Consider the following 18,238-nt stretch of genomic DNA (forward strand, 5'->3'; position numbering starts at 1 on the left):
TGTTTCTCCTTAGAAAGGAGGTGATCCATCCGCACCTTCCGGTACGGATACCTTGTTACGACTTCACCCCAATCACTATCCACACCTTAGATGCTTTCCTCCTTGCGGTTGGACCGGCAGCTTCAGGTGCAGACAACTCTCGTGGTGTGACGGGCGGTGTGTACAAGACCCGAGAACGTATTCACCGCAGCATTGCTGATCTGCGATTACTAGCGATTCCAGCTTCATGAAGTCGAGTTGCAGACTTCAATCCGAACTTGGACCGGCTTTAAAGATTGGCTTGGCGTTGCCGCCTTGCGGCTCTCTGTACCGGCCATTGTAGCACGTGTGTAGCCCAGATCATAAGGGGCATGATGACTTGACGTCATCCCCGCCTTCCTCCTGCTCTTCGCAGGCAGTCTTGCTAGAGTTCCCAACCTAATGATGGCAACTAGCAATAGGGGTTGCGCTCGTTGCGGGACTTAACCCAACATCTCACGACACGAGCTGTCGACAGCCATGCACCACCTGTCTCTGCGTTCCCGGAGGCACAGCCTGCTCTCGCAGGCCTTCGCAGGATGTCAAGATCTGGTAAGGTTCCTCGCGTTGCGTCGAATTAAACCACATGCTCCACCGCTTGTGCGGGTCCCCGTCAATTCCTTTGAGTTTCAGCCTTGCGGCCGTACTCCCCAGGCGGATTACTTATCGCATTAGCTTCGGCACGGACACTCTTCATGCCCACACCCAGTAATCATCGTTTACAGCTAGGACTACCAGGGTATCTAATCCTGTTTGCTCCCCTAGCTTTCGCACTTCAGCGTCAGTTACCGTCCAGTGAACTATCTTCATCATCGGCATTCCTGCACATATCTACGAATTTCACCTCTACTCGTGCAGTTCCGTCCACCTCTCCAGTACTCTAGCCACATAGTTTCCAGGGCAGGCTTGCGGTTGAGCCGCAAGTTTTCACCCCAGACTTATCTGGCCGCCTAGATGCCCTTTATGCCCAATAATTCCGGATAACGCTTGCGACATACGTATTACCGCGGCTGCTGGCACGTATTTAGCCGTCGCTTCTTCTGCAGGTACCGTCATTTTTTTCTTCCCTGCTGAAAGCACTTTACAATCCGAAAACCTTCATCGTGCACACAGAATTGCTGGATCAGGGTTGCCCCCATTGTCCAATATTCCCCACTGCTGCCTCCCGTAGGAGTAAGGGCCGTATCTCAGTCCCCTTGTGGCCGTCCACCCTCTCAGGCCGGCTACCTATCATCGCCTTGGTGGGCCGTTACCCCACCAACAAGCTAATAGGACGCAAGGCTCTCCTGCAGCATCTCTTTTCATCAGGCTGGACATGAGTCCGCCTGACTTTACCAGGTCTTATCAGTCGTTTCCGTCTGTTATCCCTGACTGCAGGGCAAGTTCCTTACGCGTTACTCACCCGTCCGCCTTGGCTAGGCTGTGCAAGCACAGCTTCGCCAAAGACTTGCATGTGTTAAGCATTCTGTCAGCGTTCATCCTGAGCCAGGATCAAACTCTTCATTCAATATATATTCACATATATTTAAATTTCACCTAATTAGTCTTGACGTTATCTTTTTCAAGATACTTGACTTTATTGATTATACACTTAATTGCTTCTTTACATTATTAATATCTCTATTGTCCGTTGATACATTTTCGTATCGACAAGATATATATTATCATAAAAGAAAATGTTTGTCAACTACTTTTTTGAAAATTTTTTAAATGGCTTAAAAATTATAGTGGTTTTTTTGCTGGTATCCCAGTTTTTCTTGGGTATTTTTCACTTGTCTTTTTTAATTTTAAAATTTCTAATATTATTCTTTTATCTTCATTTTCTGGCAATTTAAATTCAAAAATATTATTTATTTTTGCATTTAAAATTTTTAAAGCCTTTTTAGATTCTTCTATTTCGTTTAAATTTAATTTTTGTGGCAGAAAACGGCCATTTACTTTTATAAATGGAATCATGTATTCTAAAATTATTCTTAGATTGGCCACTCCTCGACAAAGTGCAACATCATAGATTTCACGGTTATTTTTTATTAACTCTTCAGAACGTTCAAAACTTGTATTTACATTTTTTAAATTTAATTCTTTTATTACTTCATTTATAAAGTCTATTTTTTTTCTAACTGAATCAACTAATAAAAAATTTCTTTCTGGGTAATAAATAGCAAGTACAAGTCCTGGAAATCCTGCACCTGTCCCAACATCAATAAATGATTTTTCATTATCATTTATAACTTTTGTTAAAAATAATGAATCTACAAAGTGTTTTTCCAACATTCCTTTTTTATCTCTAATTGCTGTCAAATTCATGACTTGATTTTTTTTATATAAAAGTTCTAAAAATTTCATCATCTTTCCAATTTTTTCATTTTCCACTTTAATTTCTGATTTTTCAAGTAAACTTATAAAATATTCTTTAAAATCAATATTTTCCAATTTTTTCTCCTAATTTCTATTTTTCATTTTATTTTAAAACTCCATCCAGATACATCAACAATACTGAGATATCTGCTGGTGTTACTCCAGACATCCTAGATGCTTGCCCAACGTTATACGGCTGATTTTCCTTCAAACGTTGTTTCGCTTCTCTCGTAATTCCCTTCATTTTTTCATAATCAAAATCTTTAGGAATTTTTTTGTCATCAAGTTTATGCTGTTTTTCCATAATTTGCATTGCTTTGGCGATATAGCCTTCGTATTTTGTCTGAACTTCAATCTGATATTCAGTTTCAGCATCAAAACTTAAATTTGGTGCATTTTCAATAATTTCAGCAATGTACTTTATATCTTGATATGTCACTTTTGGACGACGCAAAATTTCTTTTAATGTAGTACCGCTCTTTAGACTTTCATTATATTTGTCAAGAATTTCCACGAGTCTTTCGTTGCTAGTTCCTAATTTTATATTTTCCAGTTTCTCCATAGTTTCTTTGACATTTTTTTTCTTTTCCTGCACAATGTCATAATATTTTTTATCCAAAAGTCCGATTTTATATGCCTTTTCAGAAAGCCTGATGTCAGCATTGTCTTCACGTAAAATAAGGCGGAATTCGGATCTTGCTGTAAACATTCTATATGGCTCAAATAATTCTTTGTTTATCAAATCATCTATCATCGTTCCGATATAAGAGCTTTCTCTATCCAAAATAAACGGTTCTTCTCCTTTTATTTTAAGAGCCGCATTAATTCCAGCAATAATTCCTTGTGCAGCCGCTTCTTCATAACCGCTTGTACCATTAACTTGCCCAGCCAGATAAAGTCCTTTTACTTTTCTTGTTTCAAGTGTGTAATCAAGCTCGCTTGGATCTACAATATCATATTCCACAGCATATCCATATCGCATTATATGGGCATTTTCAAGTCCATTAATTGTATTTACAATTTTTTGCTGTAAACTGGCAGGATAGCTTGTAGAAAGTCCGCTTATGTAAACTTCCGCTGTTTCAAAGCCTTCTGGCTCTAAAAATAAATGATGGCTGTCCTTGTCGTTGAATTTTACAACTTTATCTTCAATTGACGGGCAATATCTTGGTCCTGTGCTGCTTATGCTTCCGTTATACATTGGTGCTTTGTCTAAATTATCAAGTATTATTTTATGTGTTGTTTCATTTGTTCTTGTTAAATAGCAAGATAATTGGGGTTTTTCCAAAATTTCGCTATTTGGAGTTCTCATTGAAAATTTTAATGGAACTCCTGTTATTCCAGGCTGCTCTTCAAGTTTTTCAAGATTTAACGTTCTAATATCAAGTCTTGGAGGAGTTCCTGTTTTAAATCTTCCCATTTTTAATCCTAATGACTTTAGTGAACTTGTCAAATCATCAGCAGATAATTCTCCCATTCTTCCGCCTTTTACACGTTTATCTCCAATATACAAAAGCCCTCTCAAAAATGTTCCTGTTGCAAGCACAACTGCTTTTGCAAAAAATTCCATTCCAGTTTTAGTTTTTATTCCCTTTACAACTTTTTCTATTCTTTTAGAACCATTTTCAACAATTTCAATTTCATCAACAATCAATTCCGTAACAATATCCTGTATAGTATCAAGATTTTCCTGATGTTCTATTGTTCTTTTCATCTCTCTTGCATAAATTTTTCTATCTGCCTGAGCTCTCAACGAACGAACTGCCGGTCCTTTCTTTGTATTTAAAATTCTCATCTGCACAAAACTTTTGTCCATATTTCGTCCAATTTCTCCACCTAAAGCATCAACTTCCTTAGCCAGATGACTTTTTGCAGGTCCTCCTACCGATGGATTGCAGGACATAACCCCTATATTATCAAGCGTTATCGTAAAAATTGCCGTTTTCAATCCTAATCTTGCCGATGCCAAAGCTGCTTCATTTCCCGCATGTCCAGCACCAACTACAATTACATCATAATTTCTCATTATATAATATGTAATTTTTTTATTTTAAAATTACATTCTCCTTTCGATTTTAAGTATACTTACATAATCCATTATATATTAATATTTTGTTTTTTTCAATGTGATATTTTTACAGATTTTTTATAAACTCATTTTTCTTAACTTTCATTATAACAAAATTATCAGCAATATCTTCTTTTTTATTTTTTTCTGTTAAAACTGTTGAATTAATAATTTTTACGACTTTTTTCATTTCCATTTTTTCACTTAATTCTGCTCGTTCTTCTTGTGCGTTTTCTAAAAAATATAGTTCAAAATGATTTCTTGTTTCAAGAATTCTCTGAATTTTATGTTTTTCAGCAAATAATTTTAATTTAATGCTTAAAATGAATTTTTTCATCTGTTCTGGAATTTTTCCAAACCTATCTCTCACTTCATCAAGCAATTCAGCCAATTCCTCATTTGTTTCAAGCATTGCAAACCGCTTATAGATATTTAACCTTTCATCCTTTTCAATATACGTTTCAGGAATAAATCCTCTCTCATCCAGAATAATTTCTACATTTTCAATTTTTTCCACAAATTTGCCCTTTTGCCTACGAATTTCCTCATTTAACATTTTTATATACAAGTCATAGCCAAAAGTTTCAATCGTTCCGTGCTGCTTATCTCCTAAAATTTCTCCAGCACCACGTATTTTCAAGTCTTCCATCGAAATTTGAAAACCGCCTGATTTTACCCCTTCCACTTTTAGCATGCTTTCTTCCTTTTGCCGCCCCTGCTTTGTAATATTTCTCGTTTTTAATAAATAGCAGTATCCTTGCCTGTTGCTACGCCCTACACGCCCTTTCAGCTGATACACCTGCGATAATCCTAGTCCAGTAAAGTTTTCAATCAGAATTGTATTGGCATTTCCCACATCAATTCCATTTTCAATAATTGTAGAAGCAATTAAAATATCAAACTGCCCATTTTCAAAACGTAGTAATTTATCTTTAATTTCCTTTGGCGGAAGCTGTCCATTTCTGAACCTCCCACGACTAAAGTCGCAGGGTTCTAAAATCTTTAAAAATATTCAAAAATTTTCTAAGAAGTTTGATAGCTTTACACTACCCTTATTCTTTTAGGTGTGTTCAGCTCACCTCTATTGTATAGGACACTTAAGTCCACAACTTTACTTTTTCTTAATATATTTAATGCTCCATTACAATCTGCATTTAATTGATAGCCTTTACTTGTTTGATATAGTCCTCTTTTTATCCTTTTTCCACTGAATATATATTCTTTTTGATTTTCTTTATCATATATTGGAATTTCATCTCCATCAAAGAAACTTGCTTTTGATGTATAACTTTCTTCTTGCAGCTTAAATTCTATTCCATATAGTTTACATAGATATATTAATTTATCTCTTAATTTTCCATATGGTATATTTATAAAGTTCTGATTATTTATACTTCCAATATTTGAATTTCTTTGAAAATCTTCATTATATCCTAGAACTATTTTTCCTATATCATTATTAAAACAATAATTTATAATTATTCTTGCTGCTTTTGAAAGATAATTATTTATGCGATTATTTCTCTTTCTAGTTATTTTCTTTTGTCTTAATGTTGTTCGCTCAATCTTTTGCTTATCTTTTATACTTTGTAATTTTGCATTTATCTTGTTATAGTATTGATTTATTGATTTTAATTTTCTACCATCTATTATGAATGAAGCTCCAGCATTTGTAACACAAGTACAAAGATTATTTATACCTAAATCAATTCCTAGTGCATTTTCTTTATTTAATTCCCTTTGAACTTCTTCTACTTCGTAAGTATATTGAATTTCAAAGTACCTAGAATGTTGTTTGGGTATTATTCTAATCTCTTTTATCTTCTTGCCTTTTAATACTGGTGGTAGTTTTATTGCGATTTCCTTATGTGTCTTTCTAAATGAATTTGAATAAGGAACTATCAGAATATCATCTTTTAATCTTACAAAACCTATAACAAGAGTTGTAAATCCATCTTTAGCAAGATATTTAGGTAATTTTATTTTCTTATTATCATATTGACCATTTTTAGCAAGTTTTAAAAGTCCAAAAAATGATTTGAAACTTCCGTCTACTTCTTTTAGAATTTGTTGAGCCATATTAGAATTTAACTTCTTATAGTTCTCACTGTTTTTAAGCATTTTATAGTTTTCGTTATAACTTAAATACTTTTTCTTATTAAAATAGTATTGTCTAACATTATATATAGCCTGATTCTTTAAATTCTTAGCTATATGGCACAAATATTTTAAATTTCTAAACTCCTTTTTACTAAGATGTTTTACCTGTTGTTTTAAAGTTAAATACATAGATATCACCTCCTTTTCATCAGAGATATTATACTATATATCCTACATTTTATCTATTAAAAAGTAATATTTTTTAAATATTTTTAAAGTTTTTAAAACCCCACAACAGTGGGAAGTGTCGTTCACATAAGTTCGCTACTACTTATGCAGTTCTCTTATGAACTTCTTGTTATCTCTAACAAGCACAGACTATATCTTATCCATATCCTATTTCAAGGACTTAGGCGAAACCACTTCCAATACCAATCGCTTGTATTGTACTCCCCTCACGAGGGATAGTCGTTGAACTTTCCTTTTCAGGCTTAGCTGCTGATTGTCTATTATCATAATGTTTAGAATTTAACCTTGCATCATCTAGTATATTTTTTCTGCTTTCGCTACCTTCACACTTATACCATATTTGAACGAAGGTATTATGTTGTGGTTATACTAGCTTTAAGAGTTCCCAGCAATTCAGTTTCTTTGTTGCACGGTTTTGCTCCGTGTCTACATACAAGTTTCCCTATATGCTTACTAAAATTTTCGTGCAATTCATCTCATGACTAAAGTCGCGAGTGTTCTTGCACTATTTAATAAATTCGATTTTTACAAAGTCAGGCAGCATTTCCTTTAGTTCTTTCAATTTTTCCTTCATATTTTTTACATCGTTATAAATATAAAAAACTTGCCCGTCACGTGACAATTCACGTAAAATTGCCATTTTTATTGTTTCCTCATCCCAATCTAGTACTTCTGTTATAATAGGAAGCCTATTTGTTGGAGGAGTGTCAATTATGGAAATTTCACGGATTCCAAGCATCGCAAGATTTAATGTACGTGGAATCGGAGTCGCAGTTAATGTCAGCACATCCAGCTTTTCCCGCCGTGCCTTCAGTTTTTCCTTGGCTTTTACACCAAATTTCTGCTCTTCATCAATAATCAGAAGCCCTAAATTGTTAAACTGAACATCATCGCTTAAAATCCTGTGAGTTCCAATAACTAAATCAATAATTCCGCTTTTCAAGTTCTTCAAAATTTCCTTTGACTTATTTTTTGTAAGTCTTGACAAATTCTCAATCGTAATCGGATAATTTTCAAATCTTCTCTTAAACCGTTCAAAATGCTGTTCTGCAAGCACTGTAGTCGGAGCCACCATAACAACCTGCTTTCCATTGTCAATTGCTTTAAATGCGGCTCTCATTGCAACTTCAGTTTTCCCATATCCAACATCTCCACAGACAATCCTGTCCATTATTTGTGGACTTTCCATATCCTTTTTCACATCATTTATGGCATTTTTCTGATCTTCTGTTTCCTCAAACGGAAAGTTCGCTTCAAAGTCCTCCTGCCACACAGTATCCTTCTGATATACAAAACCATTCTGGCTTTGCCTTCTTGCCTGTATTTTAATAAGTTCCGCCGCAAATTTCTGAATATCCTCTTCAATTTTCTTCCTTTTCCGTTTAAACCCACGTGTCCCCAGCCTAAATAACTGCGGTTCTATATCATTTGACACATATTTTTCCAGCCTGTCCAGCTTTTCCACAGGAATATACAAAATATCCTCATCAGCATACTTAATTTTCAGGTAATCCCGCTCATCTATCGTCTGAATTCCCTTGTAAATTCCAACACCGTACTGAACGTGAATTACATAGTCGCCTTCGATTATTTGATTGACTTTCTTATATTTTACAGCTTTATTTGTTTTTTTCTTCCGCTCATAAATATATCCATCAAGTTCCCTATCTGTCAGCACAAGAAAATTATTTTCATTATTTTTATTTTCATTAAAAATAAATCCTTCAAACAGCTCATATTTTTCAATTTCCAGATTATTTTCCTTTTCAGTTAAAATTTTACCGTATTCAGCCAATTTTTTTTCATAATTATTTGTAAAAATATAGACGTTTTCAGTTTTTGACAATTTTTCAAGCCTATTTTTATCTCTAAAAGTTTCAACCTGCTCCTGCGAAAAATTTTTAGTCTGTACAAAAATACTTTTCTTCTTTAGATTTTCATACCTTTTCCGATAAACTTCCTCCCGATTTCTATCCAGCAGTATAAATTCTTCCATTTTATAATCTAAAAGTTCTTCATTTTCAATAACAATCGTAATATCTTTCGCCTTTAATTCATCAATTAGCTCAATCAGCTCATAATTATTTCCAGAAAGCCAATTTCCAAAAATCTTAATTTTCTTTATTTTTTCCACAGAAATCTGACTGTCAATATCAAAAAACCTAATGCTTTCCAATTCATCCCCAAAGAACTCCAATCTCACGGGATTTTCCAAATCTGGCGGAAAAATGTCAAGAATATCCCCACGTCTGCTATATTGCCCTTTTTTCTCAATCAAATACGAATTTTCATATCCATTTTCCACAAGAAAATCCAAAATTTGTGGAAAACTGTATTCTTTTCCAATTTCAAATGAAAGAAACTTAACCTTTTCAAAAAAAACATCTAAAGTAATCTGTAAATTTACAAATAAAATAAACTGCTCCTGATTTTTTAAAATATCTAGCAATCTTATATTTATTCCTGTAATATCTTCCTTATTTTGTGAAATATTTTCAAAAATATCAATTATTTTTTTATTATTTTTAAAAATTTTTTTCAAAATATTTTCTTGATTTTCAGACATTTCATAATAATTTTCAAGCATTGAATAATAATTTTCCAAATTTCTATTGGATGTGGAAATATAAATTATCTTTTTCTTTTCCGAACATAATAAAAACCACGGAATTGCACCGCGGTAAAAATTATTTTCAGATTGTAAAATATCTTTTTCTTTATTTTTTAATTTATTTAAAAAACTTAAATTAAAGTTCATATAAAACCTTCCTATTTTTCTATCTGTTGTTATACAATCTCCATATTCCATAAACTATGTAAATATAAACAATATATGGCACAAATCCTAAAGTATGCAAATATGAAACAGCAAAAACAAGCGCTATTATCAAAATTGCAAGACCAAGTCCTTGTATTATTTCAGCAAATGAAACTGTTTCAACTCCGAATACATTTGGTTTATAAATTGTATTTATTGGTCTTGTAAAAGGATTTAATATTAATACAGAATAGATAATCGCTTCTGCCTGGATTCCCATAAACCAGAATATAATTGTTGAAACTCCAGCAAGAAATCCAAAAAATACCTTCCCAAAACCATGCTGTGGAGTAGTAAAAGTATCTGTCAATACAAAAACTCCCATAAAAATCACTTCTCCAAGTGAAGTAGCCACATTAATATTTTGATTTGAAGCAATGTAATACCCAAAGAAAATTGTAACAAAAAACGATACAGGTATATGCCATGTTATTTTTGATCTAAAAAGCAAATATATGGCTCCTAAAACCATTGCAATTATCGAAAGTTCCCCAATTATCCCTCTATCTGTTAAAATTAAAGAGGGCAATGAAGTACTTTCAGAAATATTTAAAACTTCAGGATTAGCCCATGCTGCAGAATTTGAAGCAAGTACAGCCGGAAAAAATGTCAATATAAATAACTTTCCTAAAATTACTGGATTAAATATTTTCTTTTCTGTTTCTCCATATATAACTTTCCCAAACAATGTTGCCATTGCCCCTGCAAATGCCGCTACATAAAGCGGTGTAAATGGAGCAAGTGCCAGTCCTGTCAAAGCCCCTATTACTATTCCCGACAAATCCTTTAAAGTTTCTTTTTTTCTTTGTATTAATAATGAAAATATCACTTCTGCCAATTCTGATGCAACAACTGCCGACAATATTACCAAAATAGGCGTTACCTGGTAAACTAAAAATGCAGCAAGCAGCATTGGAATCAGGGATATTAAAATATCTATATTCGTTTTTGCTATATTTTCCTGCAATTCCCTTCTTTTACTTCTAAACATATTAAAATTTCACTACCTTTCCTTTTATAGTTTGTTTTTCTAATTTAAGATCATTTTCTACTCTCTAAATATTTGACAATCTAACTTTTTTGTTTCAACAAGGGGTCAAATCCCCTTGCCTTACAATACTTATCTTACTAAATAAATTTCTAAACAAGTTTAATATTAGATTTCATAAATTTTATCTTTATTCTGAAGAACTTGAATCTCCGCCACCTGTTGAAGTTCCTCCAGAACTGCTGCTTCCGCCACTATTTCCTCCACTGGCTGGTTTTGCAGAAGAATCTTGAGATTTAACATGTGAAGATTTATGCGATGATGATGAATTATTTTTCAAACGGCTATGTTTTGGTTCCTTATAAAAACTATACTGGTTACTTTTTTTATATTTTTTACTTCCTTTTTTGCCGCTAGTCTTATTATTTGCATCAAGTGCATATTCTGGATTAACAGCCTTGTTTTGTGCTGAATTTGGATTATTAGGCACTGCATTTTGCTGTGGTTGTTGTGGCTGCTGCTGTGTTGATTGCGGTTGCGGTTGTGCTGCCACTGCTGGAGCAGGTTGTTGAACTGGCTGTGGTTGTGGTTGTGCCGATTTTTGTTCAACTTTTTTATTTTCTTCTTTTTTTGCCACCTCTTTCTTATTGTCTGCTTTTACAGCTTTATTTTTCTTGCCAACTATACTTTTTCCAACTTCCTTTGTTCCATCCTCTAGTTTTTTTACTAGGCCCTTTGAATTTTTTGAATCCTGACTTCCAAATGCCACTAGCACAACTGACATTAAAAACAGGAAAATTCCTTTAATCTGTTTCATCTTTCGTCTCCTTATTCTAATAAATATTAGCTTTTACCATTAAAATCGAAATTTTTATTATATAATGCTTTGTAAATTCCATTTTTATTTAACAATTCATTATGATTTCCAACTTCTTTTATTTCACCTTTTTGTATCACTACTATTTTATTACTATTTTCGATTGTTGTCAACCTATGGGCGATAACAAATGTAGTTTTTCCATCCATAAGTTTTTCAAGCGCATCTTGAACTAGCTTTTCAGACTCATTATCAAGGGCAGAAGTCGCTTCATCTAAAATTAATATTTGAGGATTTTCTAAGATTGCACGTGCAATTGCAATCCGCTGCTTCTGTCCACCAGACAGCTTCACTCCACGCTCTCCAATTTCTGTATTATAACCATCAGAAAGATTTTCAATAAATTCGTGTGCATTTGCCTGTTTCGCTGCCTCCACAATTTCCTCAAAAGTAGCATTTTGACGGCTATATTTTATATTGCTAAGTATAGTTCCAGAAAATAAAAACGTTTCTTGCGGCACAATTCCTATTGCTTTACGTAAACTCTTTATTTCATAATCTCTAATATCAATTCCATCAATTTTTAATGAACCGCCTGATACATCAAAAAACCTAGGTATCAGATTTACAAGTGTCGATTTCCCTCCACCTGAATTTCCAACAAAGGCAATTGTTTCACCCTTTTTAACATCCAAATTAATATTTTTCAATATTTTTTCAGTACTGTCCTTATATTTAAAATCTACATTTTCAAAAGTTATATCTCTTGCAAAGTTTTCAAATTTTATGCAATCTTTCTTATTTACAATAGCCGGCACTTCTTCTAAAATTTCAGAAACTCTTGTAATAGAAGATATATTTGCACTTATGGAATTAAATCTTGTCATTGCACGTCTTGCAGGCGTATACATTGACGAAATTGCCCCTACTATCGTAATAAAATCTCCAGGTGTGAAATTTTTTGCCCTTAAAACTCGGTAGCCGCTAAACATTAGCAGTAACGCTATAATTATATAATTCATAGCTTCCATTATTGAATTTGCTTTTGCATTATATCTGGCAGATTTCACAGCAATTTTCTTTAAATTAATGTTTTTCTTTTTAAAATCATTTATCTCATGCTTTTCTGTCGCAAATGCCCTAATAACTCTAATTCCAGATAATGTTTCCTGTAATTTGGAATTAAGGCTGTCCAACGCTTCTTGCCTTTGTTTTCCCGATCGTTTTAGTCTTTTGGCATATTTTCTTACTGTAACGATAAGAATAGGGGTAACAATCATAACACCCAAAGTTAGATCAAAATCTATATAAAAGGCTATCCCAAGGCAAAGTACTAATTTTATTACTTCAGGTATCATATTAAAAACTTCTAATATAATTGAATTTATATTGCTGGGATCTGTCATAGTACGTGTCATCATATCTCCTATTTTTTTCCCAGAAAAATATTCCATATCCAGAGTCTGTATTTTATTATAAATATCGGTAACGATATCTTTATAAATAGAAGATGAAATTACTGTTGAAAAAATTGTATTCCAGTACATAAGTATTGCACCAATTGCTGCAAGCATTATCATTGCACCTGCCGCATATAATATATCTTTTTCGCTTTTTCCTGAAATTCCTTTGTCAAATAACCTTTTTATTAATGCTATTGGAGCCGAGGAAACAAGCGATGACATTGTTGCAAGCAAAATATTAAGGATAATTAATATATAATATTTTTTTATGTATTTTTTCAGTTTTAAAATTTCTCCAAAATCTAATTTTACTATTTTCATAAATTTACCTTTCATTTTTATTTTTTGTATTTCTTATTTTTCTATGTTTCCAAATTGGGCAAGCAGTTTTGGGTGTACCTTTGTTCCAAAAAAATCTATTTTTCTAGCATTTTTAATATCCCACACAGCAGTAGAATAAATTGTTGCAACCGTATCAAAATATACTCCCATATATTCAAATATCTGAAAAGGTATTTTACTTGTAAATATTTCCATTTCCGGAAATTCATCTTTATATGTAAAAATCCCCCTTGGATGCAATTTAAACAACATATCGCTTTCATTGTAATTTTTAAATATTTTTTTATATAGCTCAACTGTTTCTTCATGTGTAAGAGATTCATCTTCCTCTAGCGGCTGACTTAAAAAAACAACTTTTTTTATTTCTTTCATTTTTGTTCTCTCCTAATGCTTTTTGAATATTTTTCTATAAATTGCTGTAGATCCATCAGTCAATTCATTCTTAAATTCATCAAAATTCTCAAAATCATCTCCGCTCACACGATAAATCCAGTCTTTATTAAGCTTTAAGGAATTTACGCCCTTTCTAGTTGTTATAAAAATATCCACTCCCAATTTTTTTATATCACCTCTATTGCCTTTATATCGATGTCCCCAAGGATAAGCCAGACAATCTGGAATTTTTCCCAATTTTTCACTAATAATTTTTTTATTTTCCAAAATTTCAAATTTCACAGTTTCTTTAAATTGTTCTTCACTAATTTTATCAAAAAACTCATCTTTTCTTTCTTTAAATAATTTATTCAAAAATTCCTTTTTTTCCTTTTCAGACATATTATTCTCTTGAGGTTCCACAATATTTCTATACTTTTCCACAAAATCCTTTTTAGCCTTATAGCCAGGAATAGAAATCTTGCTTCGTAATTTAAACACAGGAAGTCCATTTAATTTTCCAGCATCCCTTTTTTCATCATAATTTCCATCAAAAAACAGGCTATAGCTTTCTCTTTTAAAATATGGCGAACTTTCCTCATCATAAAAATCCAGAACATCAATATTCTTTATTGTCAGCTGATGTGAATGTGTATGAAGCTGAAAATCAACTAGTCCGCTTTCATACATTTCCCTAATTTCAGCCCAGTTTAAATAAGCATCATCCTTTTCAATAAACTTTGTATTCAAAAATATTGTAGCCTTCATATTATATTTTTTTAAAATTGGAAAAGCCAAAGTATAATTATTTTTATATCCATCATCAAAAGTTATAAGTATTGAATTTTTCGGCAACTTATAATCTAATCCCTTCAATTCCTCCATTTTAAAAGTCTTTTTATCCTTTATCCACTTTATATGCTCTTCAAATTCATCCACAAAAATTCCGCCTTTTCCCTTTTCACTGTCAACACTGTGATACATAAGGCATAAAACAAAATTTTTTCTAGTTTTATTATATACAATAAATGCCAAAAACAGCAAAATTATTATTAAAAATAAATATATCATCTTTCCCTCCCTTCAAGTTATAACTTACCTCTTAGTTTCAAAATTTTTGCTCTAATTTTTTTAATCAACCTATCAATCTTAAAATTCAGAACTGTATTTTTTCTCCTGTTGCTAAAATGCACATGCCTTTTATTCCCAATATGGGTCACATAAGGCTCCTTAAAAAATACCGCTTTAAATCCACGTTCCTTGTAAAAATTCGACAAAACTTCCTCATATCGCTGATTTTCCAATTTCTCGTGAAGCCCAAACAAATCCATATCTTTTTTTCTTCTCAAGGCTGGATTGTAAGTAAATATTTCTCCCTTTACATTGTAGTAATGCTCCCCTTTTTTTGAAACATAATCTTTATCATAAAAAAAATCTTCCTTAAAATCTTCCTTTGAACGAAGCCCAACAACTAAAATTTTTTCATCCTCCTCCATTACTTCCATTGACTTTTCAATAAATCCACTTTTAAGAAATTTCCAGTCATCTTCACAATGGAAAATATATTCAGTATCAATTTCACGATAAGCCTTGTCAATTGATTTTAGCTGCCCTAACCGTGTTTCATTTACTATCAGCCTAAAGTCTTGATTTTTACCATCATATTTTGAAATCAGCCTTTCCAGTTTTTTCCCTTCTGTACTGTCTTCTGTTATTATTATTTTCTTAATCGGATAAGTATTGCATTCAAAAAAGCTGTCAAGCGTTTCTTCCAGCAAATCAAATCTCCCGCAGCTAGTTATTACCAGCGTTACTTCCTTCATATCTATCAAGCCCCTTCTTAGCCATTGTTTTTCTGCTTTTTATAGCCTCCACCAAATATTCATCATTTTTCTTCAGCCTGCTTCTGTCATTTTCATTATGATACAGATGACAAGTCAATGCCTCAAATTTTAATTTTTTCTTTTTACATCCAATATTAAATAGCCTTACAGCAAGTTCACTATCTTCCCTTCCCCAACCTTCTATTTCCTCCTCAAATCCGTTCACTTTAATTAAATCCTCCTTGAAAAAGGACATATTGCAAGACCTTATTCCACGTAAATTTCTATCTACTTTTGTAAATATTTTAGAAAGAATTTTACTTCTTATCATATTTATATTATTCTTTACACCTTTGCTAAAAATATTTATTCTTTTGCCTTCCATTATCTTCTTTGCCGCAACTGCCGAAGTTATAACTCTTGATCCTTGAATGAAGCAGCCTTTTTTCATATTTTTTATATGATCTTCAACAAAATGCCTGTTCAGTACCAAATCACCATCTATTATTATTATATAATTTCCAGATGCCTTGCTTATCGCCCTGTTTCTTGACATTCCAGCCCGAAATCCCTTATCTTCCTGCCAAGAATGAATAATATTGCTTTGCGGACAGCTTTCCTGAAATCTCTTTACAAGATCTATTGTTTCCTGCTTTGAGCCGTCATCGGCAACTATTATTTCCTTTGGAGCAACAGTCTGATCTAACACGCTATTCAGACATATTTCCAGAGCTTTCGGCCAATTGTAGGTAGTAATAACGAGAGAAGTGTCATTTCCCAAATTATTATAATATTCTTCACGTAATTTTGTATATTTTGTCATTGTGTAGATGGAACTGTACTTGGCAAGCAGGTAGCCTTCATATCCATCCATAAATCCAAGCTGCAAAATATACATTCTAAAAAATCTGAACATCATTTTTGAATATATTTTTATAAAGTTCGGATTTTTCCCATTTTTTATATATTCTTTTGCACTTTGTGAAGTATACCTGTTTAATTTTTCAAGAAATTCCTCAATGCTGTCGTAAGTATAATGAATTATCATTTCCTTTATTTTTTTTATTTTACTGTCAGTCTGATATTGTTCATGAACTTCACGGCTGCTTATTTTTACTTTTCCATTTTTCCACAGCCTGATTACATAATCATCCCATCCGCCAAATTTTATTTCCCTTTTAAATGCAATATTTCTCAATTTTATTTTATAAACATCGCTTGATGGATTTTCACTATTTATAATTGTTTTTATTTTTTCCTTTAGCTGCGTTGATATTACTTCATCAGCATCTATTAATAAAATCCATTTGCCTTTACATTTTTCCAGGACAGAATTTTTTTGCGGACCGTATCCCTTCCATTTTTCCACAAAAACCTTTGCTCCCTTTGAAAGCGCAATTTCCACAGTCCTGTCTGTACTTTCACTATCAACGATTATTATTTCATCAGCAATTTCCCTCACAGAATCCAAAGTTTTTCCAATCCTGTTCTCCTCATTAAAAGTTATTATTCCTACAGATAGTTTCATAAGCCCTTCTCCCATTTCATATTTTATAGTCATTTGTAAAAGTATAAGAACACAATATTTTTATGCTTGACTTTCTTAGTCTTCGCCGCTCTCTGACAAGGCCTATAAATACCGCTTTTAATTCATTTACTTTTGCAATCGCCTGCACATTTTATTAGATATTTACAAAAACCTGAAAAATTCTACATATCTTTATGATTTAATTTATCAAATACTTTTTCAAAATCTACATCATTGATACGTTTTTCAGTATAGTCAACTAATATATTGCCTTCTTCTTTTATCCGCCATTTATTCTTATTAATTTTCAGTCCATAAAAAGCCATTATTTTTTTATTCAGCCCTTCGGCAATATGCAAGATGGCAGTATCCAGCGATACCACCAAATCACTATTTTTAATTATAGATATTGAGTCAAGTACCGTTCTGGACTTTTCAAAAAATAAAATATTTTTATTATCTGTCTTTTCAAGTATATTATAAATCGTTTCCCTGTCATTTGGAGAATCCAGAATTATAATCCTATGATCCCTATACATTTCACTTAGCCTTCTTATTATAACTAAGGCAACTTCCTCATTTATTTTTCTTCCTCTAGAGGCTCCAAAAAAGTTTAATGCAATTATTTTCTCGCTAACATTGTTTTCATCTAAAAATTTTTTTACATTTCTTTCTGAATCTTTGGAAACTGGAACATCATAAGCTGTATCCTTTATTTCAATATTCACTTTCTTCATCATCTGCTTATAAATTTCAATCATTTTTAAAGTGTTATTCTGTCTTACATTCTTATTATATATTTTATAGCCATCTTTATTATATCCAACATTAACTTTGGCATTTACCCTGTTTATAAGATAAACCTGCTTATACTTCAAACCTTCCGTCGAATCAAGCAATACATCATAATTATTTTTTTTCAGTATTCGTGCAATTTTTCTCCATTCAAAAATTTTTTTTCTGTCAAATATATAATATTCATCTATATTCTTATTTAATTTCAGTAAATCTTCTAAAGATTTGTCAGAAACAACATCTATTTTTATATTAGGATAATATTTTTTTATTTCTCTAAAGATAAATGAACTTATTATATAATCTCCTATTTTTCCATCTGTCCTTAAAAATAAAATCCTGTTTATTTTTGATGGATCTAAATCTGCATCTTTTTTTCTCTTATCAAATATCCTGCTTAATATTTCATTTTTTTTATCAACTAATTTATCCCTATATGGTCTATAAAATTTCCAGTTTATTTTACTCATTAAATTCTCATTCCTTATGTAAATATTGT

12 protein-coding genes, 1 rRNA gene and 1 pseudogene are annotated in these 18,238 nt (G+C 32.3%); all 14 read right to left on the reverse strand.

The window, feature by feature from the left end:
* Nucleotides 1-13: 13 nt before the first annotated feature.
* Nucleotides 14-1,525 (reverse strand): 16S ribosomal RNA (locus FVE74_RS10830).
* 215 nt (nt 1,526-1,740) lie between these two features.
* Nucleotides 1,741-2,451 (reverse strand): 16S rRNA (guanine(527)-N(7))-methyltransferase RsmG, encoded by a 711-nt coding sequence (gene rsmG, locus FVE74_RS10835; RefSeq protein ID WP_147004508.1) that lies wholly within the window; start codon nt 2,449-2,451, stop codon nt 1,741-1,743.
* 28 nt (nt 2,452-2,479) lie between these two features.
* Nucleotides 2,480-4,402 (reverse strand): tRNA uridine-5-carboxymethylaminomethyl(34) synthesis enzyme MnmG, encoded by a 1,923-nt coding sequence (gene mnmG / locus FVE74_RS10840; protein WP_147004509.1) that lies wholly within the window; start codon nt 4,400-4,402, stop codon nt 2,480-2,482.
* Between the two features lie 109 nt (nt 4,403-4,511).
* A complete protein-coding gene (locus FVE74_RS10845) occupies nt 4,512-5,456 on the reverse strand; it encodes a TRCF domain-containing protein (protein ID WP_332094865.1) in 945 nt (314 codons plus the stop codon).
* A 29-nt stretch (nt 5,457-5,485) separates the two neighbouring features.
* On the reverse strand, nt 5,486-6,733 hold the full coding sequence (locus FVE74_RS10850) for an RNA-guided endonuclease InsQ/TnpB family protein (protein ID WP_147004510.1): 1,248 nt from the start codon (nt 6,731-6,733) through the stop codon (nt 5,486-5,488).
* 571 nt (nt 6,734-7,304) lie between these two features.
* Nucleotides 7,305-9,551, reverse strand: a pseudogene (locus FVE74_RS10865) (DEAD/DEAH box helicase); the annotation flags it as partial.
* 19 nt (nt 9,552-9,570) lie between these two features.
* Nucleotides 9,571-10,602 carry an RnfABCDGE type electron transport complex subunit D gene (locus tag FVE74_RS10870; protein ID WP_147004511.1) on the reverse strand — a complete coding sequence of 344 codons (1,032 nt, stop codon included), beginning with the start codon at nt 10,600-10,602 and terminating at the stop codon, nt 9,571-9,573.
* A 187-nt stretch (nt 10,603-10,789) separates the two neighbouring features.
* Entirely contained in the window at nt 10,790-11,416 is a 627-nt protein-coding gene (locus FVE74_RS10875) for a hypothetical protein (RefSeq protein ID WP_147004512.1), read from the reverse strand.
* Nucleotides 11,417-11,442: 26 nt separating this feature from the next.
* On the reverse strand, nt 11,443-13,200 hold the full coding sequence (locus tag FVE74_RS10880) for an ABC transporter ATP-binding protein (protein ID WP_147004513.1): 1,758 nt from the start codon (nt 13,198-13,200) through the stop codon (nt 11,443-11,445).
* A gap of 33 nt (nt 13,201-13,233) precedes the next feature.
* Nucleotides 13,234-13,593: a glycosyltransferase family 52 gene (locus tag FVE74_RS10885; protein WP_147004514.1), complete on the reverse strand. Its 360-nt coding sequence runs from the start codon at nt 13,591-13,593 to the stop codon at nt 13,234-13,236.
* A 12-nt stretch (nt 13,594-13,605) separates the two neighbouring features.
* Entirely contained in the window at nt 13,606-14,664 is a 1,059-nt protein-coding gene (locus FVE74_RS10890) for a polysaccharide deacetylase family protein (RefSeq protein WP_147004515.1), read from the reverse strand.
* Between the two features lie 17 nt (nt 14,665-14,681).
* Nucleotides 14,682-15,416 carry a glycosyltransferase gene (locus FVE74_RS10895; protein ID WP_147004516.1) on the reverse strand — a complete coding sequence of 245 codons (735 nt, stop codon included), beginning with the start codon at nt 15,414-15,416 and terminating at the stop codon, nt 14,682-14,684.
* Nucleotides 15,388-16,944, reverse strand: a complete 1,557-nt coding sequence (locus tag FVE74_RS10900; protein ID WP_147004517.1) for a glycosyltransferase family 2 protein — start codon at nt 16,942-16,944, stop codon at nt 15,388-15,390. The genes FVE74_RS10895 and FVE74_RS10900 overlap by 29 nt, the downstream gene beginning before the upstream one ends.
* A 182-nt stretch (nt 16,945-17,126) precedes the next feature.
* Complete coding sequence (locus tag FVE74_RS10905) at nt 17,127-18,209, reverse strand: glycosyltransferase family 9 protein (RefSeq protein ID WP_147004518.1); 1,083 nt, start codon at nt 18,207-18,209, stop codon at nt 17,127-17,129.
* Between the last annotated feature and the right edge of the window lie 29 nt (nt 18,210-18,238).

It is taken from the genome of Leptotrichia wadei, from assembly GCF_007990445.1.
In the GTDB taxonomy this organism is placed as follows: Bacteria; Fusobacteriota; Fusobacteriia; order Fusobacteriales; family Leptotrichiaceae; genus Leptotrichia; species Leptotrichia wadei_A.